We start from the raw sequence: 22,658 nt of genomic DNA, 5'->3' as shown, positions 1-22,658 counted from the left end.
CGCCTGCCGCCGCGTGTGAGTGTCGATGGCGACCAGACCCGCACCGCACCGCACCGCAGGAGGGCATCACCGTGCGCGGAGCAGTCATCCACTCTCCCGGCAATGTGCGCTTCGGGAGGAACGCACCTACCCGACGATTCTCCAGCCCACCGATGCAGTGATCCGTACGGTCGCCTCGTACGTCTGCGGGTCAAACCTGTGGCCCTCTCGCGGGGCGGAGCCGGTCGAGGAACCTCATCCGATGGGTCACGAGTATGTCGGTGTGGTGGAGGAGGTCGGCAGTGAGGTCACCGGCGTCAGGCCGGGTCAGTTCGTGGTCGGCTCGTTCGCCACCTCGGACAACACCTGTGCGAACTGCCCCAACGGCTGGCACTCCGACTCGCCCTGGTCTTGCTCATAGGGCTGACCGGATTCACGCTCACCCCGATCGTCACCGCGCCCGCCGTCCGCTTCGCCGGTGTCACGCCCCCACTCTCACCTCCGCGTTGACCATCCCGGCGTTCAACACCGGGATCACAGCCGGGTCCGTGCTCGCGGATACGGCCCTGAACACCTCACTCGGCCTGACCGGGCCGCTGCTGGTGGCACCGTCACCGCGACCCTCACCCTGCTCCCGCTGACCGCCCTCGTCGTCTGCGGCCCTGCGCAGAAGCCTCGGATGGTGGCACAGCGCACCACTGCCGCCCGCTCACCGGCGGACGGGCCGGCCCGGGTGCCCGCTCCTCGCTGACGGCAGCCCCCGAAAACCCTCCGAAAGGAATGCACCGAGATGAACCCCCGCTACGACTTCACCGGCCAGGTCGCCCTTGTCACCGGAGCCGGCTCCGGCATGGGCCTGGCGACCGCACGGGCCTTCGCCGCCTCGGGTGCCGCCGTAGCGCTCACCGACGTCGACGAAGCCGCCCTCAACGCGGCCGCGAAAGACCTCGCCGAGGCAGGCCACCGCGTCCTCGCCCTCACGTGCGACATCACCGACGAGAACCAGGTCGCCGCCGCGGTCGACCGAACGGTTGCGACCCTCGGCCGCCTCGACATGGCCTACAACAACGCGGGCATACAGATTCCGGCCTGCGACGCGGCCGACGAACCCGCAGACCGGTTCGACCGGGTCAACGCCGTCAATCTGCGGGGCGTGTGGGCGAGCATGAAGCACGAGCTGCGGCACATGCGGGCCCAGGGCAGCGGAGCCATCGTCAACTGCTCCTCCCTGGGCGGACTCGTAGGGCTCCCCGGCCGCGCCTCGTACCACGCCTCCAAGCACGGCGTGATCGGCCTGACCACGAGCGCGGCCCTGGAGTACGCCCCACGCGGCATCCGCGTCAACGCCGTCTGCCCCGGCACCATCGACACCCCCATGGTCAGCGACATGATCGTCAAGGGAGAACTCGACCGTGCCGAGGCCGAGGCCAACCAGCCCATGAACCGCCTCGGCACCGCCGAGGAGGTCGCCCAGGCGGTCCTGTGGCTGTGCAGTCCCGGCGCAAGCTTCGTCATCGGCGTAGCTCTCCCCGTCGACGGAGGCTACGTGGCCCGATAGGGGCACCCGACCGAGACACCCGACCGAGACACCCGACCGAGACACCCGACACGAGAAAGAGCACAGCAGAACCCATGGAATTCATCGAGCAGCAGCCCAGCAGCAAGGCACCCGCGGACTGGTTCACCGGCGACGTGTGGTGGGACGTCGTCGTGGCCGGCCAGGAGCCGTCCCGGATGCGCGTCAACATGGTCCGCTTCTCACCCGGCGCCCACACCAACTGGCACTCCCACGCCTTGGGCCAGACCCTGCACGTCGTCTCCGGCACAGCCCTGGTCGGCACCCGCGACGGCACGATCTTCGAAGCCCACCCCGGCCAGACCGTCACCTGCCCGCCCGACGAGGAACACTGGCACGGTGCCACTCCCGACCGCTTCATGGAGCACCTCGCCATGTGGGAGGGCATGGGCGACGGCACCGCCGAGACCACCTGGGCCGAGCCGGTCACCGAGCAGCAGTACAACGGCCCCCGCACGACTCACGGTTGAACCCGGTTGCCGACGACGGGGCGGGCGACTGCCTTGGGGGAGGGGCCGTACTCGTTGGCACCCGGGCTGCTGTCCACCGTCATGCCCATCGGGGCCGTAGTTGCATGTGTCGATGACCGTCTTCCCGGCCAGTGGTGCGGCGGGCAAGCTGGGAAAGGCCTTGACCGGCACCGTGACCACGACGATGTCCCCGGCCGCAGCGGCCTCCCCGCTGGTTGCCGCGGACGCCCGCGGCCCCAGTTCCGCGGCGGTGTCCGCGAGCGTTTCGGGGCCGCGCGAGTTGCTGAGCACGACCTGGTGCCCGGACTCGACGGCGAGCCGCGCGATCGTACTGCCGATGTGTCCGCCTCCGATGAATCCCACAGTCGTCATGTTCTCCGCATCCCTTCAGAGGAGCCGAACCATCGTCATGTGCCGGGCCGTTGCGATTCGGGTCGGTGCCGTCAGCTCGCGGAGAAGTAATGGCCGTTGTCCAGATCGGCGAGCAGGCCGGGCTGAGCGGGTTCCCAGCCGAGGGTCCGGCGGGTGATGAGGTTGGACGCCGGATAGCTCTGCGTGACTATGTTCGCGAGGAACCCGAAGTATCCCGGCACCATCAGTACATCCACGGGAATGCTCACGGCGGGCAGGCCCAGGCGGCTGCCGATGGCCTCGGCGATCTCGCGGAACGGGATGGCCCCGTCCCCGACCGCGTGCCAGTAACTGCCGGCCGGCCCCGTCTCCAGCGCCAAGCGGAACAAGGAGGCGACATCGCGGGCGTGCACGGCATTCCACAGGTTCGCGCCCTCTCCGGGGTAGCCGACGACGCCCTTCTCCTTCGCCAGCGCGATCAGCGTGGGAAGGAAGCCGGTACGGTCGGTCGTGCTGTGCGCGATGTTGGCAATCCGCACGACCGAAGACCGCACTCCCTGCTCAGCGAGGCCGACCACGGCGGTTTCCACGACGTTGCGAACCCGCAGGGTGCCCTTGTGCTCATCGCCGCCGGGAAGGGCCGGGTCCTCCTCGGTGACGGACCGGCCCAGGTGCTGCCCGGGGGAGCCAATGCTCCCCGCTGCGACCAGCGGTTTTCCGGTCCCCGCCAGTGCTTCGCCGTACGCGAGCATGATCGGGAGCTCCGCGGCGGTCACGGCGTCGAGCCCGCCGGAGGGAAGCAGGTCCTGCCGGTGCGCGACGTGAATGACGCCGTCGGAGTCCGCTGCCGCCTCCTTGAGCCCGTCGAGATCGCCGAGGTCGCCGCGACGCACCTTCGCGCCGAGCGCGGACAGAGCCGCCGCGGCCGTGTCCGACCGGGCCAGGCCGGTGACCTCATGTCCGGCGGCGATGAGCTCGGGGACGATGTACGAACCGGAATGGCCGGTCCCGCCCGTGACGAAAACGCGCATTTTGCTGGTCCTTGTGAGAGTGGGTGGAGGTGCTGTTCTTCTCGTGCCGTTGGCCAACTGGCCTGGTGTGGCACGAGAAGTGGTGCTGCGGATGCACTCAGCCGGGAAGGGTGATGCCGAGGGAGAAGTCGGTGTGCTTGACGGAGTGGGTGATGAGGCCCAACTCCAGCAGGCCGACGTTCTCCAGTGCCCGCGCCATGGAGATCCCCCCGGTGTCCAGCGGGCGCAGCCCCAGGCTCTCGACGAAGGCCGACACGCGTGCCTTCGCCTGCGCGTCGTCGCCGGCGATGAACACGTCCAATGTGCGGCCCTCGGCTGGGCCGGCCGTCAGCACATGGGAGAACAGGGTGTTGAACGCCTTGACGACGTGCGCGTCGGCGGGGGCTGCCTTGGCGATCTCCTGTGCGCCGGAACTTCCGTCGGGGGTGACGAAGCCCTTGAGGTCGGGAGAGACGGGATTGGAGATGTCGATGATGACCTTGCCGCGCAGTGCGTCCCCGTACTCGCTGACCACCGCCGCCGCCGCGGCGTACGGCATGGCGAGGACAACGATGTCCCCGGTCGGGGCCGCGCCGTCCGTCCCGACAGTGGCTCCGCCGAGCGCGGCGGCCAATTCCTCGGCCTTGGCGGGATCGCGGCCGATGATCTCGACGGCGTTGCCGCCGGCGAGTGCCCGGTGGGCCAGAGCGCGGGCCATGTTCCCCACGCCGATAACGCTGATGCTGCTCATTGATGTGTCTGCTTTCTGAAGCTGGATAGAACGCCATGCCCACCCAGTCATCGCCAACGGAGGTGTCGTCGACGCTGTCGAATGACGCGATGCACGGCGCGCACATTTCCTGATGTGCCCATTGGGCCCAGGCCGCCTTGCTGCCGGGTTCCGGTGGCGAATTCTTTTGCCGAATTCGATGTGGCCCCATCAGGTACCTATTCAGGTTGTCATTGGCCGCAGCGGGTGTCCAAGACCTCTTTTGATCGTGCTGATACCCTGGAGGTATCACCGGACCGGGAGGCGCAATGGATCTGGATTTACGAAAAATGCGCTATTTCGTCGCCGTGGCCGACCAGCTGCACTTCGGCCGCGCCGCCGAGAAGCTGCATATCGCGCAGCCGGTGCTCAGCCGGCAGATCCGCGCGCTGGAGCAGGACCTCGGCGCCTCACTGTTCACCCGGGATCGCCACGGCGTGGCGCTGACCGACGCGGGCCGTCAACTGCTGGCCGACGCCGGTCCGCTGCTCGCCTCCGCGCACGCGGTTCGCCGCCGGGTGTCCGAGGCCGCCCGTGGCAGCCGACGGCTGGTGGTCGGTTTCCGGGCCGGAATCCCGGTCATCCCGGCGGCGCGGGCGTTCGAGGCCCGGCACCCGGACGTGGTCGTTGACGTCCAGCGAATCGAATGGGACGACCAGGCCCCGATGCTGCTCGACGGCCGCATCGACGTCGGTTATGTGCGGCTGCCCATCGACGAGGCCGGCCTGCGCGTCATCCCGCTCTACACCGAGCCGCGGGTGGTGGTGCTGCCTGCCGGCCATCGGTTGGCCGGCAAGGACGAGGTCACCGAGGCCGACCTGGCCGGCGAACCGCTGGTCTGGCATGCCGATCCGAACACGCAGCCCACCAGGCGCCCGCATCCGAACGCCGGGTACCGGGTGCGCGGGGTGGACGAGACGCTCGAGCATGTCGCGGTCGGCCGGGGCATCTCGTTCCTGGCCCGTTCGGCGACCGTGTTCTACTCACATCCGGACGTCAGCTATGTGCCCATCCCGGATCTGGCGCCCGACCAGGTGTGCCTCGCGGTGGCGGCATCGCGCACCTCGCCGCTGGTCGACGATTTCCTCACCGCGGCTCGGGAGACGGCCGAAATCACGGCGGAATGTGGGAACTATGAAATGTGGCAGCTTGCAAGGGATGCCGTATCAGAGCGCGGTTGAGTAGACCGGTTGACTATTGTGGCACGGCGATGGTGGCGCACAGTGAGAATCGGCAATCGTCGCGCGGGCCGCTTCCAGGATGAGGAAATCGTCATCTCGTCGAAGTCGTAAAAGGACTGCGGAGCCGGCAGGGGCACGAGCCGTCAACTGGACTCAAGTCCGGGGATGACGGAGTGCTCACCTGCCGGCGGCTACCGGGCACCGGGTCTGCCGGATGGGGCCTCGGTAGGTATTGCCGAGCCGGACGAACGCCTGCGCACAACAGCCAACAGGGCGAACGTCGCCTGATCCGGCACTAGCAATAGGCGTACTCGATGGTGCCGTCGCCGTCGTCGTCGTACGCGACGCTGTTGAAGTTGTCCAACGACGTCCAGCCGTAGTGGGAGTCCTTGTCGGTCCGGAGGTACACCCACCAGTGCGAGGTGGCGCTGTTCCACTTGAGGCACCGGACCCAGACCCACTCGTTGGCCGCGATCGGATCGAGGTTGTCGCATCCGGAGTAGTCGCTGTTCTTGAGGTGGGTGGATATGGTGATCGATCCGCCCCCCTCGCCGTTCGCGGCGGGCTTCCAGGTGGTACAGGCTGCTGCTGAGGCCGACGGTGTGACGGCCACGGTCATGCCGAATATCATCAGGCCGGTGGTCAGGACGGACGCGAACAGCCGCAGCGGACGGCGGTGTGAAACGTTGCGCAACACGCAGGTCCCCTCTCACTCACGAACAGTCGAACGGTCGTTTGTCGGGCTGACGGTATGGCGCGACGGCACGGGTGGGCGTTATCAGACAGCGACGGCTGGTTGGCAATGCGCGCCAGGCCGGATTACGCCTCGCCACAAGGTCGAACAGAGGGCCAGAATGTCGGCCCACGGGGGTGCTGCACGTGTTCGAAACGGTGTACAGCAGTGACGAGTGGCCGCCGGGCGAGAGATTCGACCGCTGGCGCGAGATGATCACCCAGTCCTATCTGCCGTCGGTGGTCACCAGCGATGAGGCCGCCGACTTCCACGGCGTGGCCAGGGTGTTGCAGGCCGGACCGGTGCATGTGGCGACGCTGAGGCTTCCGGCGCTGCGGGTGCTGCGCACGCCGGTGCATGTGCGCAGGCTCGATCCGGATCAGTACCAACTGGCCGTGACACTGCAGGGACAGCGGACCATGGCACAGGGCGGACGTGAGGTCGCACCGGCGGTGGGGGACCTCGTGCTGAACGACTCCTCGCACCCGTACGAGTCGTGGATGCTGCCTGACAAGGGCGTGGTCGAGACGATCACCGTCGGCATACCGCGAACCGCGCTGCCCCTCCCGCGGGAACAGGTCGACCGGCTGCTCGCGGCGCCGATGGCCGGAGACACGGGGCTCGGGGGGCTCCTTGCGCAGTTCCTGGTACGTCTGGTCGCGGAGTCGGATTCGTACCGCCCGCAGGACACCGTACGGCTGGGCACGGTGGTCCTCGACCTGGTCACAGCGGTGCTGGCGCATCGCACGGAGACCGGTCACGCCGTCCCGCCGGAGAGCCGTCAGCGCGCGCTGCTGGTCAGCATCAATGCCTTCATCGAGCGCAGGCTCGGCACCGTGCAGCTGTCGCCCGCACTCGTCGCCGCCGCCCACCACATCTCCGTACGCCAGCTGCACCGGCTCTTTCTGCCCCAGGGGACGACGGTCAGCGAGTGGATCCGGCACCGCAGACTGGAGCGTTGCCGCCGTGACCTCCTCGACCCGCGCCTCGCCGAGCTGCCGGTCCACGCGGTGGGGGCACGGTGGGGCTTCACCTGTGCGGCGGACTTCAGCCGGGCCTTCAAGACCGCTTACGGGACTCCACCGGGCGACTACCGGCGGCGAAACCGGCCGGGACCGACAGGACGGCGCGGCTGAACGTCTCCGCCCCCGGGGCCGGGTCTACGACGCCCACGTCGACGGACACGGCGTACCCGCCCCGTAGGGCCAGAAGGCTCCGCCGGCTACGGGCCGTGAAGGTCCACAGCAGGTTGCCGCCGCTGTCCAGGACGAGGCCGTCGGTGGCGTTGGTGATCCGGAAGGAGGTCGCGGGGTTGAACTGGACCCTCAGCGAGACGATCTGGTGTTGTTGCCGGTGACTCTGAGGTCGGGGTTGTCGGCTGTGAAGGTCCAGGAGGTGCCGGTGAAGTTGTCGCCGGAGTAGCCGACCAGCTGGTAGCCGGGGGCCGGTCGGAGGAGGAGTCGCCACCTGTCGCCAGGAAGCGGAGAGGCCGTGGGCATGGGCATGGGGCCCCCGATGCGCACCGGGGGCCCCATGCAGGTCAGGTCAGGTCAGCAGGTGGAGTTGGTCTGGGTGAGCAGTCCGAGCCGCCACGGGAGGCTGTTGTAGTCGCCGGTCGCGTTGGGGTTCAGGCCCTGATAGAGGTACTGCAGGCGGCAGTTGGGGATGGTCAGTGTCTGGTCGTACCCGGCGCGGATCATCTCACCGTGGCTGATGTCCTTGGTCCAGGCGCCGGAGGGGAAGGACACCTTGTTCGCCCGGGCGAACGGATTGCTCTCGGATGCGGCGAGGGGCGTCCAGGAGCCGGCGAGGCTGCCCGAGGTCCAGGAGCGGAAGTAGCGCCTGCCGTCCGACCCGATCGCCTCGACGATCAGGAGGTACTGGTTGGCGCCCTGCACCTTGTAGACGTTGCTCGCCTCGAACAGGTTGTACTTGCTGTCCTGCGCCGCGATGACGGTGTTGGTGAACCCGTTGGGGAACTGGCCGACGGTCGTCTGCGAGCGGTACAGGTGTCCGTTGTCGTCGGAGGAGAACAGATAGCAGTTGGCGCTGTCGCAGATCACCCACATGTCGACCCAGTAGCCGTTGCCGATGTTCTGCTTGATGATGTCCGGCATCGAGGAGTAGAAGTTGCGTGGTGCGCTCCACCCGTTCGGGTTGCTGATGTCGGCGTTGGTGGAGTACGACGCGTTGCCGGTCTGGTAGACGAGGTACCACAGGCGCTGCTGGGTGTTGTAGAAGACCTGTGGCGCGGCCCGGTACCCGGTGCCGATGGCGGTGCGGTCCAGGTAGTGGTGCGTGGCCGAACCCGCCTGCGACCAGTCGGAGAAGCTGAGGTAGACCAGGTTGTACCCGGCGGCGCTCGCGGTGCTCGCGAACACGTGGTACTTGCCGTTGTAGTAGACGACCGTCGGGTCCTTGATGCCCGCGATGTTGTGCGTCGAGTCGGGCTTCGGCGCGATCAGGGCTCCGCTGGAACTCCAGGAGAAGCTGGAGGGCAGGGCGGCGGCGGACTGTGACGCGGTCGCGCTCCGTGCCGCGGGTGTGCCGCCCAGCGCGGTCAGCGCCGATGCGTAGGCGGCCTTCTTGTTGCCGTTGCGGTCGAACAGCAACGGGTTCTCCCCGGAGCGCCACGAGTCGCTGTCGCGGATGCCCCAGACCGTGATGCCGGTGCAGCGCGCCACGTTCATGCAGGCCCGCACCGTGTTCGCGTACGCGGCCGTCGGCGCCTGTGCGATGTCCAGCTCGGTGATCTGGACGTCCACGCCGAGGGCGGCGAAGTTGGACAGCGTGGTCTGGAAGCTCGACGGCGGGCCCCCGGTGCCGAAGTGGGACTGGAAGCCGACGCAGTCGATGGGCACGCCGCGCGCCTTGAAGTCGCGCACCATGCGGTAGACGCCCTGGGTTTTGGCGTCGCTCCAGTTCTCGATGTTGTAGTCGTTGTAGCAGAGCTTGGCCGACGCGTCGGCCGACCGCGCGGTGCGGAAGGCCTGCTCGATGAAGCCGTCGCCCAGCAGGTTCTGGAACACCGAGGACCGGTGCTGGCCGCTGCCGCCGTCGGCGAAGGCCTCGTTGACCACGTCCCAGGCGAAGACCTTGCCCTTGTAGTGGTTCATCACGGTGGTGATGTGGTTGTTCATCACGCTGCGCAGGGTGTTGGCGTCCCCGATAGAGCTGACCCAGGTGGGCAGTTGTGAGTGCCAGACCAGGGTGTGGCCGCGTACCCGCTGCCCGCGTGCCGTGGCACGGTTGACGATCTGGTCGGCGGGGCCGAAGTTGAACGAGCCGCGAGACCGCTCGGTCGTGTCCCACTTCATCTCGTTCTCGGGGGTGACGGAGTTGAACTCGCGGTCCAGGATCGTGGAGTACGTGCCGTCGCCGAGCCTTCCGGCGGCCACGGCGGCCCCGAAATACCGTCCCGACTGGGCGGCCTGGGCACCCAGGGTGGAGGCGCGGACAGCCTCGGGCGCGGCGGTCGCAGCGCCGGGTGTCACCAGCGCGGCCGCGATCAGCAGGGGTAACAAGGAGGCTCGGCGACGGCCGAGCCGCTTCAGCGGGTTCATGGTTCTCCTCGTACGGAGGGGTGGGGGGTTGCGCTGTTCGATCGATCGATCGGACGGGGTCAGGGCGTCGACAGCTCGAACCGCAGGACGCGGACCGTGCCGCCGAATGTCTGCGTGGCATGGTTGAAGGGGGCGAATCGGTAGCCCATCGAGAGGGCCGTGCTCGCGAGCTCGGTGCCGGTGGTGTTCCAGCTGCCGTCCATCGTCAGACCGCTGACCATCACCACCCGCGTCACGCCGCCGCCGTGCCGGAGCCCGATTCATGCGGAGGAGTCGCGCACCAGCGCAAGTCCGGCGCGGTCGCCGTCCCGCATCGCAGAGAAGTCGAGCCGGCCGGCGATGAGGCCCGGATACCTCTGACGTAGCCGCGGGCGCCATTCAGGTCGTACTTGGCATCGAAGTCGAGGACGGGCACCGAGTGACCGGCGATCTCCCCGTTCACTAGGTCGTATGAGCGGATAAGGGGCGCGCCCGGCGAGTAGTGCATCGTCGAGGCCGAGGCGTAGTAGGTGTTGCCGACGCGGAACATGCCGGTCACCAAGCCGGTCATGGCGGCCAGGGCACGCCCACGGGGGGAGGTGTTGATGAGTACATGACATATGTACATGACATATCCATGGCTGCAATCCTCCTTGTGCGGCCCCGCGTTCGTGGTACGGCCCCGCGTTCGTGGTGTGGCTCCGCGTTCGGGCGGTCGGTCATGCGGCGTGAAGTGACCGGATGAATCCAGGTTCGCGATCTCGAACAGAGATTGACAGGTCGGGCCTTCTGGATGATAGGAGGCTGGTTGGCGTCGTCAACCCCTCTCGCATGATTCGCCTGACACTTCGAAACATTCGGACGACGGGCGGTGGATCGCCGCTGGCCGACTACTTGAGTGGCCGAGGTGGAGAGAGATTTCCCGTCGTCCGGGATACGGGAAGCGGCTCGGGAGGTGGGGGTGTTGACAGGCCCTGGCGCTTCCCTAGTATCCGTAGGGCCCTCAGTTTCCGAATGGCGCCCGAAATTTCGAGCTTCGGAGACGCGTTTGTCGGGCGCCCTGGCATCCGTTGACATCCCATGTCTTGTGCACCTGTCCACGGCACCCTTGCGGAAAGGAGCGAGTCCCTGGACCGTACGGGCGGGCCTGCCCAAGGGGTGTGCAGCCCGGCTGGGTGAACAGGGCCGCCTCCCGCACCGTCGGATAGCGGCCAGGCGCAGGTGAGTTCGGCGCTGGTGCTCATCAACGCCCTTACAGTGGCGGCCACTTCCTCGGCATCGGCCGTTCCGGTCGAGGGGGCGACGGAGTCCCGCAGCCTCGTCCTGGCCGCCCAAATCCCTTCGTGGCGGCCCGCGTTGACACCCGCCGGGGCCTCAGCCGCCACTGCCGCCTCGATCGTGTGCTTCCGCCCCATTGTGTTGAGCCAGGTGCGCCCCTACTGTTCGACTTTGCCTGAGTCTGTTTGATGCTGATTGCTCAGGCCGTAGGGAGGCCGCTGTGCGGGGTAATCAGATCGATTCGGAGACTGCGAGACCCGGTCGCCGTGGGTGGTGGAGGGCCGTTCTCGCGACGGCCGCGACCATCGCCCTCGCCACGGGCATGATCGCGCCCGCCGCAGCGGGGGAGGCGCAAGGGCCGGCACCGGGCGCCGCGCCTGCCGCTGCCGCGCAGGCACACACGGTGACTCTCGACGGCTACTCGTTCCTCGTCGACGGCAAGCGGACCTACCTGTGGTCCGGCGAGTTCCACTCCTTCCGGCTGCCGAGCCCGGACCTGTGGCGGGACATCTTCCAGAAGATGAAGGCTGCCGGCTTCAACTCCACCTCGTTGTACTTCGACTGGGGATACCACTCGCCGAAGCCGGGTGTGTACGACTTCAGCGGGGTCCGCGACGTCGACAAACTCCTCGACATGGCCGAGGAAGCCGGGCTCTACGTCATCGCGCGCCCGGCGCCGTACATCAACGCGGAGGTCGACAGCGGCGGCCTGCCCGGCTGGCTGACCACCAAGGCGGAGAACAACCGCAGCGACGACCCGCGATTCCTCAAGTACGCCGACGAGTGGCTGACGCAGATCGACCGGATCATCGCCCGGCATCAACTCACCAACGGCACCGGGTCGGTCATCGCCTACCAGGTCGAGAACGAGTACTACAACGGCTCCGCGGCCGCCCGCTCCTACATGCAGCACCTGGAGGACAAGGCCCGCGCCGACGGCATCACCGTGCCGCTGACCGGCAACAACAACGGCACCTTCAACTCCGGTGCCGGCGCCCTGGATGTGGACGGCCCGGACTCCTACCCGCAGGGCTTCGACTGCTCGAACCCCTCGAAGTGGAACGGTGTCCCCGACATCAGCTACGACCACCCGGCAGGCAAGCCGCTGTACTCCCCGGAGTTCCAGGGCGGCGCCTTCGACCCGTGGGGCGGTCCCGGCTACGACAAGTGCGCCGAGCTGATCAACGACCAGTTCGCCAACGTGTTCTACAAGCAGAACATCGCGGTCGGCGCGACGGCGCAGAGCTTCTACATGACCTACGGCGGCACCAACTGGGGCTGGCTCAGCATGCCCCAGAACTACACGTCGTACGACTACGGAGCCGCGATCCGTGAGACCCGGCAGCTCGATCCGAAGTACGACGAGGACAAGCTGATCGGGTACTTCACCCAGTCGGTGGCCCCGCTGACCAAGACCGACGCGATCAGGTCCACGCCACCCGACGACTCCGCGGTCGTCGACACCGCCCGGATGAACCCGGACACCAAGACGCAGTTCCACGTGCTGCGGCACGGGAACTCCACGTCCACGGCGGTCGACAGGACGCACATCTCGCTGGACTTCAACGCCCAGCCGGCCGGGGACACCAGCTACACATGGGACGACCCCGACTCCACGCTGCAGTACACGGGTTCGTGGTCGCACGTGGCCGACCAGAGCTACACCGGCGGCGACTACAAGCACACCGAGTCGTTCTCCAACAAGGCCGGCGACTCGGTCACCGTCCCCTTCGACGGCACCGCGATCCGCTGGATCGGCTCGAAGACGAACAACCACGGCAACGCCGACGTCTACCTCGACGGCACCAAGGTGGCGACGGTCGAAGACTCCGGCGCCGAGAACCAGGCCGTCGTCTTCCAGAAGACCGGCCTGCCTGCCGGGGCGCACACGCTGAAGATCGTCGTCACCGGGAGCCACAGCTCGGGATCGACCGACAACTACGTGGCCATCGACGCCATCGACGTGCCGACCGGTACCGCCGCCGACGAGCCGACCTACCCGGTCGTACCCCAGCAGCCCGGCACCGCGATCACCCTCGACGGACGCGACTCCCACGTGATCGTGGCGAACTACCGGCTCGGGGACGCGCAGTTGCAGTACTCGACCTCGGAGATCATGACCGACGCCACCATCGGCGACCGGGACGTCTCCGTGCTCTACGGCGACGCGGACAGCGACGGCGAAACCGTCCTGCGGTACGCCTCCAAGCCCACCGTGACCGCCACCGGCGGTACCGTCACGACCAATTGGGACCCGGCCACCGGCGACCTGCGGCTCAACTACACCCACAAGGGTCTGATCCGGATCAACGTCAGCGGCGGCGGACAGCGTCCGCTGTTGCTGCTCGTGGGCGACAAGGCCACGGCGAAGACCTTCTGGCGCCAGGACACCGCGACGGGCCCGGTCCTGGTGCGCGGCACGCACCTGCTGCGTACGGCGACCAGCCTGAACGGCGGCCGTACCGTGGCGCTCACCGGTGACAACGCCGACGACAAGAACATCGAGGTGTTCACCTCCGCGGCCCGCGTCACCTGGAACGGCCAGAAGGTGGACACCCGGGCCACCGACACCCGAAGCCTCACCGGGAAGATCACGACGGCCGCCGCGATCCACCTGCCGGCCCTGACCAACTGGAAGCAGGCCGAGGAGTCCCCCGAGGCGGCGCCCGGCTTCGACGACACCGGCTGGCAGGTGGCCGACAAGGCGACCACCAACAGCGTCTCCGGCATCAACGCGCTACCGGTGCTCTACGCCGACGACTACGGCTTCCACACCGGCAACACCTGGTACCGGGGCCGCTTCCACGCCACCGGCAAGGAAACCGGCATCCACCTGGTCTCGGACTCCGGCGGCGGTGCACAGGCGTTCTCCGCCTGGCTCAACGGCACCTTCCTGGGCAGCTCCACCACGGGCAGCGCCGACTTCACCTTCCCGGCCGGAGCGGTCAAGTCCAAGGGCGACAACGTCCTCTCCGTGCTCACCGTGAACATGGGGCACGAGGAGGACTACAACTCGACCAACGGCAACAAGACCGCGCGCGGCCTGACCAGCGCCTCCCTCGTGGGAGCCCCGCTGACCTCCGTCACCTGGCGCCTCCAGGGCGTACGCGGGGGCGAGGACCTTCAGGACACCGTGCGCGGCCCGCTCTCGACGGGCGGCCTGTACGGCGAGCGGGCGGGCTGGTCCCTGCCGGGCTACCCGGACGCCAAGTGGAAGCGGGTGTCCCTGCCGACGACCGACACCCGCCCCGGGGTCTCCTGGTACCGCACCGATGCCACTCTGGACCTGCCGCGCGGCCAGGACACCTCACTCGGCCTGACGTTCACCGACGACCCGTCCCGCAAGTACCGTGCCACGGTCTTCGTGAACGGCTGGCAGGTCGGCAACTACGTCAACTACCTCGGTCCGCAGCACACGTTCCCCGTCCCCAACGGAATCCTGAACCCGAACGGCCGCAACAGCATCGCCATCGCCGTCTGGAACCTGGACGGCAGCACAGGCGGCCTCGGAAAGGTCTCGCTGACCGACTACGGCAGCTACGCCTCGTCCCTGCGCGTCGCCCAGAACGACAGCCCGCGCTACGACGCCCGGAAGTACGCGATGCCCAAGCGCCCGGGAGCGGAAGTCGCCCTGGACGTGCCCGACACCGCTCAGCCGGGAGAGGCCTTCACCGCCCGGACGACGGTGCGGGTACCGAAGGACGCGCCGACCGCGTCCCGGCTGACGGCCTCGCGGTCCGCACCGGACGGCTGGACCGTGAGCGCCACGAGCCCTCAGTCGCTCAAGCGCCTGCAGCCGGGCGGATCGGCGGCCTTCACCTGGAAAGTCCAGCCACCGGCCGGGGAACTGCCCTCCGCCTCGGCACTCACCACCACAGTGCGCTACGTACAGCGCGGACGACAGACCGACGGCGCCGACGAGCGCATCATCGGAGGGATCCCCCCGGCTCCTCCGGCGGGGAAGAGCGCAGTGAGCGATCTGCCGTTCCTCTCCTCCACCAACGGGTGGGGTCCGGTGGAGCGGGACACCAGCGTCGGTGAGCAGGCGGCCGGGGACGGCCGTGCGCTCAGCATCGCCGGCGTGGGATACGCCAAGGGTCTCGGCACCAACGCGCTCAGCGACGTCCAGCTCTACCTGGGCGGAAACTGTTCGCGGTTGACGGCCCAGGTCGGCGTCGACGACGAGACGAAGGGGGCGGGAACGGTGACGTTCTCCGTGATCGCCGACGGCAGGACCCTGGTGACCACGGCGGAGCTCAGCGGCCGCCAGGCCGCGGTGCCCATCGACGTCGACGTCAGCGGCGCCCAGGTGGTCGACCTCAAGGTCGGTGACGCCGGAGACGGAAACGGCAACGACCACGGAGACTGGGGGACACCGACACTGACGTGTGGCTGACAGCCGAGTCACCCGGCGTCTGGTCTCCGCGCCCGGCGGGGCATGGAGGGCAGACGCCGGAGCCCTTGGGGGACCGTAGCCCTTCGAGGGCCGAAGTCCGGGCCCGCCGTCATGGCCCGTCCGGGCTCCAGCTCGGGCGGCGCCGCGGAGGTCCGGCGAGGATCAACTGCTCGATGCAGGCGTACCGTTCGCGGGCTCGCCGAGCGCTGCGGCGTCCGCTCAGCACGGTGCCCAGCCAGCCGCAGGCGAAGCCCACCGGTACGGAGACCAGAGCGGTCGTGGTGAAGGGGAACCAGTTCAGGTCGGCCTCCGGGAAGGCCGATCCCGGTGACCCGGAGACGAGCCGGGTGCCGGACATCAGGACCAGGACGGCGACAGAGCCGCCGATCAGGGTGGCGAGCAGCCCGGCCTTGCTGAAGCGCCGCCAGAACAGCGAGTAGACCAGCGCGGGCGCGATCGCGGAGGCGCCCATGCAGAACGACAGTGTGGCCAGCGACTGGAGACTTCGGTGCTGTGCCAGGGTTGCCAGCAGCACCACCGGTACACCGACGATCAGCGCGCCGGCCCGCGCCAGCGTCATCTCCCGCAGGGCCGGCATGCCGCTGCGCCGGGAGGCGGCGACGTCGTGGGCCAGGGAGTTGGCGCAGGCGAGCGTCATCCCGGCGACGGACGCCAGCAGGGTCAGGAAGATCGCCGTCGTGACGGTGCTGAACACCAGGCCCTCGGCGCGGGAGACATCGGAGCCGAACACGGCGCGCGCACCCAGCAGGTAGGCGGTGCTGCCGTGCGGGTCGGCGGCGCTGATCCGCTCGCGGCCCACCAGTGCCGTGGCACCGAGGCCGATGACGGTGATCAGCAGCATGAACAGGGCGACCGAGGACACGGCCCAGGACATCGTGCGCCGAACCTGGCGGGCGTTGCCCGCGGTGTACATCCGCATGGTGACGTGCGGCAGGCACGCGCCGCCCAGCACGATGGCGACCTGGGTACTGATCATGTCCAGTCCGGGGTGCGGTCCGTCCGCGAACTGCAGGCCGTACTGAAGGAACGCCCGGCCTGCCCCGCTGCGCCGGGCGGCGGTGTCGACCATCGTCCCCGGGTGCCAGCCGAAGGTGGCGAGGACGAGTACGGCGACCACGAGGCCGGACCCGAGGAGCATCACCGTCTTGATGATCTGGATCAGCGCGGTGCCCTTCATCCCGCCCAGGGCGGCGTAACTGATCATCAGAATGCCGGCGCCGACGATGCAGCTGGTCTGCATGACATGGTCGGAGAAGCCCAGGGTGAATGCCAACAGCTGTCCCACGGCCGCCAGTTGCACGATCATCATCGGAATCAGCGACAGCAGGGTCACCGCACAGGCGGTGATGCGCACCGCCCGCCCGGGCATGCGTCGGCTCAGGGCGTCACCCATGGTGAACCGGCCGGTGTTGTGCAGGGGTTCGGCGAGCAGGAACATCAGCAGGAGCAGGGACAGCAGCGTGCTCAGGGCCAGGACGACGCCGTCGTACCCGCAGAGGGCGATGACCCCGCCGATGGTGAGCACGGTCGCGGCGGAGATGTAGTCGCCCGCGACCGCGAGGCCGTTGCGCAGTGGGGACAGCGATCGATAGCCGGTGTAGAACTCCTCCAGGTCGTCACGGTCCGGGCCGGTCAGCACGCACAGCAGCAGCGTGAGGGTGACGACACTGCAGAAGGCGACGAGGGACCAGGACTGCGCGGAGCCGCCGAGACCGGTCATGTCCGTGCCCGCCCCTCGCCGTCGGCCGGGTGTGCGTACCGGCTGACCCTGCGGGCCAGGGGATCGACGTACCGCCGTGCCGTGTACTCGAACAGCAGCACGGCCAGCCATGTGACGGGGATCTGTACGACGGCGAGCAGCAGGCCGGTGGGGAGCCCGCCGAGGGCCGGGCGGGCCATGAAGGCGGGGGCCTCGACGGTGAGGGCGAGGAAGGCGGCGAAATAGCCGAGGGCGACGAGGGTGGCCACGCGCCGCTGCCACCGGCAGGCGCGGCGCAGGATGCGCAGAGCGCGGTGATAACCGGACCACGAGCGCTGACGGGCCCCGCTGCCCGGGCGCACTGCGGCCGGCGCGAGGGACGGCAGGCGGTGGGCGGTGGGGGAGGGGACCCGTCCGTTGTTCCGGTGCGGCAGGGATAACTCCGAGCGGTCGTAGGACATCCCAGGACTCCTAGCGGGGTGGGGGCCCGGAAGTCACGGACCGCAGGAAGGTGGGGGCGGGGCGGTTCGGGTTACCGCACGTTATGCGGGTGCCAGGGCAGTGGATGTGTGTTCCGTTGAACTTTCTGGCCGGAGCTCGGAGCGGGAGCCGACGTCGCTCGGTGCCCGAGGTGAGGGTGTGGCGGGAGTGCCACAGACGCCTCCTGAGTTCCCTCCCGTTCGGATTCGGTCATCCGTACGTCGTACATCAGTCCCCGTCTGTGTTGGCTGTTCCGGTGGAGGGTGACCGGCCGACGACGCGATAGGAGGTACGCCGAATGTCGCAGTGATGTGCCGTGCATCAAGGCGGTGGTACTGCTGGCATATGCCTGCCGAGTATCGCGTCGACTGAACGCGCCCCGGTGGCGATCGCTCACGGTCACGACGTCAAGTGTCAGGACGCCGAAGACGCACTGAACCGACGCGCTCGATGGGTGCTTCCCGCACTGGAGCGAGAAGCCCATCAGCCCCGACGGCGCCTCGGCCACGCCGCCCTGAGTCGGCGGCCTTCCACCCGCCTGCCCGTCCCGGCCCGCCCTCTGCCCACACCCCCATGTGATGCGGCCGGACGATGGCGCATTGACACATTCCGATATGGGCATACGATGACGTCATGGCACGAGCGGCGACGACCTCGGACACGTTCAACGCGATCGCCGAACCGCAGCGGCGGGACATCCTCGTCCTACTGCAGGGCGGCGAACGGCCGGTGACCGAGCTGGCGCGCGATCTGGGAATGAGCCAGCCTCAGGCGTCCAAGCACCTGAAAGTGCTCCGGGAGGTCGGACTGGTCCGGGTCCGCGGAGCAGGCAGGCAGCGGCTGTACGGCCTGGACGCCCGCGGGCTGCGACCGATGCACGAGTGGCTCGGCGGTTTCGAGCGGTTCTGGAGCGGGAGCTTCGACCGGCTGGACGAGTACGTGCAGGACCTGAAACAGACAAGGCGGGAGGAACAACCTGATGGCGACGATCAGTGACGGCGGCAGCGAGCCCGCCCACGGGACCGCGGACCGAGAGATCGTGATGTCCCGACTCATCAGCGCACCACGGGAGCTGGTGTTCGAAGCGTTCACGCAGGTGCGACACCTGTCACGGTGGTGGGGACCGGAGGGGTTCTCCACCACCACGCGGCCCTTCGAGTTCCGCGTCGGCGGCGCCTGGGACTTCGTGATGCACGGGCCGGACGGGACCGACTACCAGGAGTGGATCACCTGGCGGGAGATCGTCCCGTCGGAGCGGATCGCGCTGCTGCATGGCGAGTCCCGCGACGACCCCAACGCCTTCGAGTCGGTCCTGGCCTTCGAGCCGGCCGGCGAGGAGACCCGCATCGTGATGCGCACGGTGTTCCCCACCAAGGAACTCCGCGATGAGGCGGTGGAGAAGTACCACGCGATCGAGGGCGGCGAACAGACCCTGGGCAACCTGGCGGCCTACGTCGCCGAACTCACCCGGAACGACTCCGGCCAGAACGAGACCGCGCCGAAGGGAGCGGAGGACTGATGGCCGGGAAGGTCTTCTTCAGCGTGACGATGTCGCTCGACGGGTTCATGGCACCCGAGGCAGTGCCGGCCGAGGACGCCTTCTCGCCCGAGAAGCAGGACGACCCTCGCGTCAGGCGCTGGGTGACGAAGTGGTCGGAACTGCAGGCGTGGGCGTTCCCGTTGCGCTGGTTCCGGGAGAACCTCAAGCTCGGCGAGGGCGGTGAGGAAGGCATCGACAACGACGTCGCTCGGGCGACGTCCGAGCGCACCGGCGCAAGCATCATGGGCAAGCGCATGTTCGACCTCGGCGAGCACGCATGGCCGGAGGAGGCGCCGTTCCACACCCCGGTCTTCGTCCTCACCCACACCGAGCGTGACCCGTGGGAGCGCCGGGGCGGCACCTCCTTCCACTTCGTCAACGACGGCATCGAGAGCGCCCTCGACCGGGCCCGCCGGGCCGCCGGCGACCGTGACGTCCGCATCGCCGGCGGCGCCGAGACGATCCAGGAGTACCTGGACGCCGGCCTGGTCGACGAGTTCTCGATCACGCTCGCGCCCGTCCTGTTCGGCACCGGCATCCGCCTGTTCGACCGCGTGGACCCCGACCGCCTCACCCTCGACCAGACCCGGACCCACGCCTCGTCCCGGGTGACCCATCTGACCTACACCCCCGGCAAACGCTAGCCCGCGATTCCGCAGCGTGCGGCGCCCGTGTGTCCCCACGGGCCGAGGCGTAGTCGGCCTGGTTGCACCGCAGCCGGGGCCGGCCGCGCGGGGTCGGGCGGGAGAAGGCGCGAGCTTCACGCGGGAGTGGCTTCAGGAGCAGAACCCGCTGCACGGTCCGAGCCACAGCGGACCGCAGCCGTAGTCCGACCAGTTGCACGAGGCATAGCACACCGAGCTGCAGCTTCCGGTTCCCGCGCACTGGGAATTGCAGTCCACGGCCACTCGGTGATCGCGGTGAGCGGCCGGGCACCGGCCAGCACACTCGCCGCGGCTGCGGTGACCAGGGCGGACAGCTGGTAATGGCGCCCGCGAACACCTCTCGGATCGGGCACCAGGCCCAGGAAGCCGGACAGAGTAACCGCGTCCGTCAGCGGGACCGGCGCGGAAGCCTGGGGCAGCTGGTCCAGCACGTCAGGCACGGTGGAAGATGCAGGAGCAGGCACGGACTCACCAAGTGTTCATGGGACTTCGACACTCACATGATCACCGGGGCCATGGCTGTACTGCGTCCCCCTCTGCCCGAACCAGGACGTCCGACGCGACTCCGACCCAGCCCGACGATCCGGACGAACCCCGATCATGCAACGAACTCTGGAGCGTGAACATCCAAGCCGGCAGATCGAATGTCAACCGGATACGCTCCGGCCAGACTTGATATCTGTGCGACAGAACCCCGCGCCGGGCATCAACGTCCCATCTCAGTAAGAACGTTCGGCTTCCCTCCCTGCTCCAGGCCTCGTCTCAACCGCAACAGCCAGGTCAGTCGCTGAGGATCCGCTCCCACAACAGCGCGTCCCGCCAGCCCCCGTCGAGAAAGATCGAGGAGTGCGCGACACCGTAAGGGCTGAACCCGTTACGTCGCAGCACCCTTTGCGACGGCAGGTTCTCCAGATTGGTGGACGCCTCGGCGCGGTGCAACCCGAGTTCATCCGTCATCACCCCGAGTGCAAGCCCGACAGCGCGTCCTGCATGCCCTTGATTCTGGGCGACACTGGCGATCCAGTAGCCAACCGAGCAGCGACGCAGGTGCGGCTGCGGAAGGATGCCCCCGATAGTGATCTGCCCGATCACCTGGTCGTCGGCGAGCACCACGCCCGGCCAGATCGCACCGGTCCGGTATCCGGCCAACAGTCTGGCAATCCGCTCCGCTTGGCCCTCCGGCGTGAAGAAGTCGGCCGGTTGGGCCGGTTCCCACGGCCGGAAAGCCTCGAAGTCCCGTACTCGATGCGCGGCGATCGGGTCCGCGTCGATGGGCTCGATCAGACGGATCCTGGTGCTGCTGCTCATGAGCTGATCCTTGTCGCGGTGTGTCGGATGGAACGGCCAACCTATGCAAGGGCGCTCGCGCCACCGCCCCCCCAGCGCTCGGACCGACAGACAGGCGCAGGTACGGAAGCGGTACTGCTCGCGCCGGAGACCTCTCAGATCAGCACGCGGTCCCGGCTCAGCTGCAGCAGCGGAGGGCGTCGGTGACCTTTTCGCTGACGACGAGGTCGGTGGCGTAGGCGTCCCTCAGCGGCCGGGGCGGAGGGGATCCGGGAGGCAACCTGGGCGACGTCGATGCCTCGCGGCAGGTCTTGGCGCGGCACGGCCCGGGGCATCGCCCGGCGTCAGCTTGCCGACTCGCCTTCGACCCAGGCCAGGCCGCCCAGTTGGGCACGTGGGCAGAGGTAGAACAGTTCGGGATCGCCTTCGTCCAAGCCGTGGAGCAGGCCGACCGGGCTCCAGCCGGCGCGCTGGAGCAGGCGTTGCATGGGGTGGTTGGAGACGTTGGTCGAGGTGAACAGCTTCGTTGTGGTGCACGCGGCTTCGGTGGCCGTGAGGAGACGTGCGCCCACGCTTTGGCGGCGGGCGTCCGGCGCGACCATCAGCATCGTGAGGAAGCCATGCTCGAAGAAGGTGTATTCCAGCACGCAGTAGCCCAAAGGACCGGATGCGTCCTCGGCCAGGAGTACCAGTGCGTGCTCGCACCAGCGCCGGATGCTCCCGCGTCGCGCGTGGCCGTCTGCTGCCGAAATGGGATCGATCTCCGCCAGTCCGGTCCAGTCCGAGACATCCGCGCGGCGCACCATCAGTCCGCCGAGGTTCTCGAGATTCATGCGATGCATCCTGGCAGTTGCGTGGGCGGGAAGCGCACGTATGCAGAGCCTGGTCGCGGTGTCCCCGCTTGCGGGGAGGCGAACGTGAATAGGCTCACCGGTAGTGGAGCATGGTTACCCGACGACTCGGCCGCGGCCATGAACGCCTGCCTGAGATAAGCGAATTGCCGAACACAGGGGCTGCCAACACCCCAATGGCCCGGCGGCTCACGCACCGCAAGCCCCGCCCCGCCGAACGCCGTCGCCGCTCACGGCTACGCAAGGGCGGAAGCCAGTCGGCGGACCAGCGCGACGCGCTTGGTGGTCCGCAACGGATACCGTCGGCCATGGATCGTCGCGGCCATGGGCGGGGAGGCGGAGGCCACGCGGATCAACGACGAGCGCGTCGAAGAGACCACGAGTCCCATCGAGTCGACGCTCGCGACCGTCCGTCTGAGAATCAAGGTCGCCGAGTGTCCTGGGCGCGGGAGGGGCCGGTCTCCAGCCACTGGCCGATGTGACGTGTGCGTCCTGGCGCTTACCTCGCATGACGGGACGGACAGAGTCACTGAACGGCGATGGGCGGAGTAGGACTCCAGTCCGGGGCGAGGCGGACCGCCTGGCCGTAGTACCTGTCCTCGCCGACGCTCTGCGCGCCGCGCTTGATGACCTCCGAGTGGTAGCCGCCGGTCTCGCCGATGTACGTCTGAGTGGCCGCCGGCGAGTGGGCGCCCTTGTACACCGGGGAGTCGACGGTCGCCATCACGCCGTCCTTCTGCGTGTAGGCGTGGTCCCAGGCCTCGACGCTGCCACGGTTCTGGAAGTACACCTCGTCCGCGGCCTATGCGCGCCCCGCGGTACCGGTCGCG

General features: G+C 68.4%; 19 protein-coding genes and 4 pseudogenes. 9 read left to right on the top strand and 14 right to left on the bottom strand.

The genetic code is table 11. The features are described from left to right. Positions 1–71: 71 nt before the first annotated feature. The 3 genes and pseudogenes from ACZ48Z_RS13365 to ACZ48Z_RS13355 all read left to right on the top strand — a co-directional run. Positions 72–376, top strand: a pseudogene (locus ACZ48Z_RS13365) (alcohol dehydrogenase catalytic domain-containing protein); the annotation flags it as partial. A gap of 393 nt (positions 377–769) precedes the next feature. Then, on the top strand, positions 770–1,537 hold the full coding sequence (locus tag ACZ48Z_RS13360) for a glucose 1-dehydrogenase (RefSeq protein WP_468735946.1): 768 nt from the start codon (positions 770–772) through the stop codon (positions 1,535–1,537). A 74-nt stretch (positions 1,538–1,611) separates the two neighbouring features. Further along, positions 1,612–2,025: a (R)-mandelonitrile lyase gene (locus ACZ48Z_RS13355; RefSeq protein WP_468735945.1), complete on the top strand. Its 414-nt coding sequence runs from the start codon at positions 1,612–1,614 to the stop codon at positions 2,023–2,025. A gap of 81 nt (positions 2,026–2,106) precedes the next feature. Here ACZ48Z_RS13355 and ACZ48Z_RS13350 read toward each other — a convergent pair. The 3 genes and pseudogenes from ACZ48Z_RS13350 to ACZ48Z_RS13340 form a co-directional block, all read right to left on the bottom strand. Continuing rightward, positions 2,107–2,397 (bottom strand): annotated as a pseudogene (locus ACZ48Z_RS13350) (NADPH-dependent F420 reductase); the annotation flags it as partial. 71 nt (positions 2,398–2,468) lie between these two features. Further along, entirely contained in the window at positions 2,469–3,407 is a 939-nt protein-coding gene (locus ACZ48Z_RS13345) for an SDR family oxidoreductase (RefSeq protein WP_468735944.1), read from the bottom strand. Positions 3,408–3,504: 97 nt separating this feature from the next. Beyond that, the gene (locus ACZ48Z_RS13340; protein ID WP_468735943.1) at positions 3,505–4,137 is read right to left on the bottom strand and encodes an NADPH-dependent F420 reductase; all 633 of its coding nucleotides are present in this window, start codon (positions 4,135–4,137) and stop codon (positions 3,505–3,507) included. 287 nt (positions 4,138–4,424) lie between these two features. Here ACZ48Z_RS13340 and ACZ48Z_RS13335 point away from each other — a divergent pair, with 287 nt between their 5' ends. Continuing rightward, positions 4,425–5,336, top strand: coding sequence for a LysR family transcriptional regulator (locus tag ACZ48Z_RS13335; RefSeq protein ID WP_468735942.1), 912 nt, complete (start codon positions 4,425–4,427; stop codon positions 5,334–5,336). A 295-nt stretch (positions 5,337–5,631) separates the two neighbouring features. On the opposite strand, the gene ACZ48Z_RS13330 is transcribed toward ACZ48Z_RS13335, so the two are convergent. Beyond that, positions 5,632–5,955: a hypothetical protein gene (locus ACZ48Z_RS13330; protein WP_468735941.1), complete on the bottom strand. Its 324-nt coding sequence runs from the start codon at positions 5,953–5,955 to the stop codon at positions 5,632–5,634. A gap of 260 nt (positions 5,956–6,215) precedes the next feature. On the opposite strand from ACZ48Z_RS13330, the gene ACZ48Z_RS13325 reads away from it, so the two are divergent. Then, complete coding sequence (locus ACZ48Z_RS13325; protein ID WP_468735940.1) at positions 6,216–7,205, top strand: AraC-like ligand-binding domain-containing protein; 990 nt, start codon at positions 6,216–6,218, stop codon at positions 7,203–7,205. A gap of 109 nt (positions 7,206–7,314) precedes the next feature. On the opposite strand, the pseudogene ACZ48Z_RS13320 reads toward ACZ48Z_RS13325, so the two are convergent. The 4 genes and pseudogenes from ACZ48Z_RS13320 to ACZ48Z_RS13305 form a co-directional block, all read right to left on the bottom strand. Then, positions 7,315–7,523 (bottom strand): annotated as a pseudogene (locus ACZ48Z_RS13320) (alpha-L-fucosidase); the annotation flags it as partial. Between the two features lie 96 nt (positions 7,524–7,619). After that, positions 7,620–9,632 (bottom strand): glycoside hydrolase, encoded by a 2,013-nt coding sequence (locus tag ACZ48Z_RS13315; protein ID WP_468735939.1) that lies wholly within the window; start codon positions 9,630–9,632, stop codon positions 7,620–7,622. Positions 9,633–9,691: 59 nt separating this feature from the next. Next, positions 9,692–9,868, bottom strand: a complete 177-nt coding sequence (locus ACZ48Z_RS13310; protein WP_468735938.1) for a hypothetical protein — start codon at positions 9,866–9,868, stop codon at positions 9,692–9,694. 101 nt (positions 9,869–9,969) lie between these two features. Then, a pseudogene (locus tag ACZ48Z_RS13305) lies at positions 9,970–10,182 on the bottom strand (xylosidase); the annotation flags it as partial. 927 nt (positions 10,183–11,109) lie between these two features. Here ACZ48Z_RS13305 and ACZ48Z_RS13300 point away from each other — a divergent pair. Further along, positions 11,110–15,285 carry a beta-galactosidase gene (locus ACZ48Z_RS13300; protein WP_468735937.1) on the top strand — a complete coding sequence of 1,392 codons (4,176 nt, stop codon included), beginning with the start codon at positions 11,110–11,112 and terminating at the stop codon, positions 15,283–15,285. 109 nt (positions 15,286–15,394) lie between these two features. Here ACZ48Z_RS13300 and ACZ48Z_RS13295 read toward each other — a convergent pair whose 3' ends face one another. Both ACZ48Z_RS13295 and ACZ48Z_RS13290 read right to left on the bottom strand, forming a co-directional pair. Beyond that, positions 15,395–17,026 (bottom strand): sodium/solute symporter, encoded by a 1,632-nt coding sequence (locus tag ACZ48Z_RS13295; RefSeq protein ID WP_468735936.1) that lies wholly within the window; start codon positions 17,024–17,026, stop codon positions 15,395–15,397. After that, positions 17,023–17,466, bottom strand: a complete 444-nt coding sequence (locus tag ACZ48Z_RS13290; protein WP_468735935.1) for a DUF485 domain-containing protein — start codon at positions 17,464–17,466, stop codon at positions 17,023–17,025. The genes ACZ48Z_RS13295 and ACZ48Z_RS13290 overlap by 4 nt, the downstream gene beginning before the upstream one ends. Positions 17,467–18,118: 652 nt before the next feature. Between ACZ48Z_RS13290 and ACZ48Z_RS13285 the strand changes: the two genes are divergently transcribed. Genes ACZ48Z_RS13285 through ACZ48Z_RS13275 form a run of 3 tightly spaced genes read left to right on the top strand, consistent with a single transcriptional unit; the run spans position 18,119 to position 19,669 of the window. Then, the gene (locus ACZ48Z_RS13285; RefSeq protein WP_468735934.1) at positions 18,119–18,481 is read left to right on the top strand and encodes an ArsR/SmtB family transcription factor; all 363 of its coding nucleotides are present in this window, start codon (positions 18,119–18,121) and stop codon (positions 18,479–18,481) included. Then, positions 18,465–19,004: an SRPBCC family protein gene (locus ACZ48Z_RS13280; RefSeq protein ID WP_468735933.1), complete on the top strand. Its 540-nt coding sequence runs from the start codon at positions 18,465–18,467 to the stop codon at positions 19,002–19,004. The genes ACZ48Z_RS13285 and ACZ48Z_RS13280 overlap by 17 nt, the downstream gene beginning before the upstream one ends. Then, positions 19,004–19,669: a dihydrofolate reductase family protein gene (locus ACZ48Z_RS13275; protein ID WP_468735932.1), complete on the top strand. Its 666-nt coding sequence runs from the start codon at positions 19,004–19,006 to the stop codon at positions 19,667–19,669. Before ACZ48Z_RS13280 ends, ACZ48Z_RS13275 begins: the two co-directional genes overlap by 1 nt. Before the next feature lie 801 nt (positions 19,670–20,470). On the opposite strand, the gene ACZ48Z_RS13270 is transcribed toward ACZ48Z_RS13275, so the two are convergent. From ACZ48Z_RS13270 to ACZ48Z_RS13255, 4 genes are all read right to left on the bottom strand, one after another. Beyond that, positions 20,471–20,998: a GNAT family N-acetyltransferase gene (locus ACZ48Z_RS13270; protein WP_468735931.1), complete on the bottom strand. Its 528-nt coding sequence runs from the start codon at positions 20,996–20,998 to the stop codon at positions 20,471–20,473. Between the two features lie 323 nt (positions 20,999–21,321). Further along, entirely contained in the window at positions 21,322–21,810 is a 489-nt protein-coding gene (locus tag ACZ48Z_RS13265; RefSeq protein ID WP_468735930.1) for a GNAT family N-acetyltransferase, read from the bottom strand. 254 nt (positions 21,811–22,064) lie between these two features. Continuing rightward, positions 22,065–22,253, bottom strand: a complete 189-nt coding sequence (locus tag ACZ48Z_RS13260) for a hypothetical protein (RefSeq protein ID WP_468735929.1) — start codon at positions 22,251–22,253, stop codon at positions 22,065–22,067. Between the two features lie 101 nt (positions 22,254–22,354). Next, positions 22,355–22,618: a heparin lyase I family protein gene (locus tag ACZ48Z_RS13255; RefSeq protein WP_468735928.1), complete on the bottom strand. Its 264-nt coding sequence runs from the start codon at positions 22,616–22,618 to the stop codon at positions 22,355–22,357. Positions 22,619–22,658: the final 40 nt, after the last annotated feature.

This window comes from Streptomyces sp. NPDC031225 (genome assembly GCF_055570355.1).
The sequence above is the reverse complement of the archived record's forward strand: the minus strand, read 5'-3'. Positions and strand labels throughout refer to the sequence as shown.

Coding starts and splice junctions, on each gene's coding strand:
- ACZ48Z_RS13280 (WP_468735933.1), top strand. CDS start 18,465: ATGGCGACGATCAGTGACGGCGGCAGCGAGCCCGCCCACGGGACCGCG.
- ACZ48Z_RS13355 (WP_468735945.1), top strand. CDS start 1,612: ATGGAATTCATCGAGCAGCAGCCCAGCAGCAAGGCACCCGCGGACTGG.
- ACZ48Z_RS13285 (WP_468735934.1), top strand. CDS start 18,119: ATGGCACGAGCGGCGACGACCTCGGACACGTTCAACGCGATCGCCGAA.
- ACZ48Z_RS13335 (WP_468735942.1), top strand. CDS start 4,425: ATGGATCTGGATTTACGAAAAATGCGCTATTTCGTCGCCGTGGCCGAC.
- ACZ48Z_RS13315 (WP_468735939.1), bottom strand. CDS start 9,632: ATGAACCCGCTGAAGCGGCTCGGCCGTCGCCGAGCCTCCTTGTTACCC.
- ACZ48Z_RS13275 (WP_468735932.1), top strand. CDS start 19,004: ATGGCCGGGAAGGTCTTCTTCAGCGTGACGATGTCGCTCGACGGGTTC.
- ACZ48Z_RS13360 (WP_468735946.1), top strand. CDS start 770: ATGAACCCCCGCTACGACTTCACCGGCCAGGTCGCCCTTGTCACCGGA.
- ACZ48Z_RS13265 (WP_468735930.1), bottom strand. CDS start 21,810: ATGAATCTCGAGAACCTCGGCGGACTGATGGTGCGCCGCGCGGATGTC.
- ACZ48Z_RS13270 (WP_468735931.1), bottom strand. CDS start 20,998: ATGAGCAGCAGCACCAGGATCCGTCTGATCGAGCCCATCGACGCGGAC.
- ACZ48Z_RS13340 (WP_468735943.1), bottom strand. CDS start 4,137: ATGAGCAGCATCAGCGTTATCGGCGTGGGGAACATGGCCCGCGCTCTG.
- ACZ48Z_RS13330 (WP_468735941.1), bottom strand. CDS start 5,955: ATGACCGTGGCCGTCACACCGTCGGCCTCAGCAGCAGCCTGTACCACC.
- ACZ48Z_RS13345 (WP_468735944.1), bottom strand. CDS start 3,407: ATGCGCGTTTTCGTCACGGGCGGGACCGGCCATTCCGGTTCGTACATC.
- ACZ48Z_RS13290 (WP_468735935.1), bottom strand. CDS start 17,466: ATGTCCTACGACCGCTCGGAGTTATCCCTGCCGCACCGGAACAACGGA.
- ACZ48Z_RS13295 (WP_468735936.1), bottom strand. CDS start 17,026: ATGACCGGTCTCGGCGGCTCCGCGCAGTCCTGGTCCCTCGTCGCCTTC.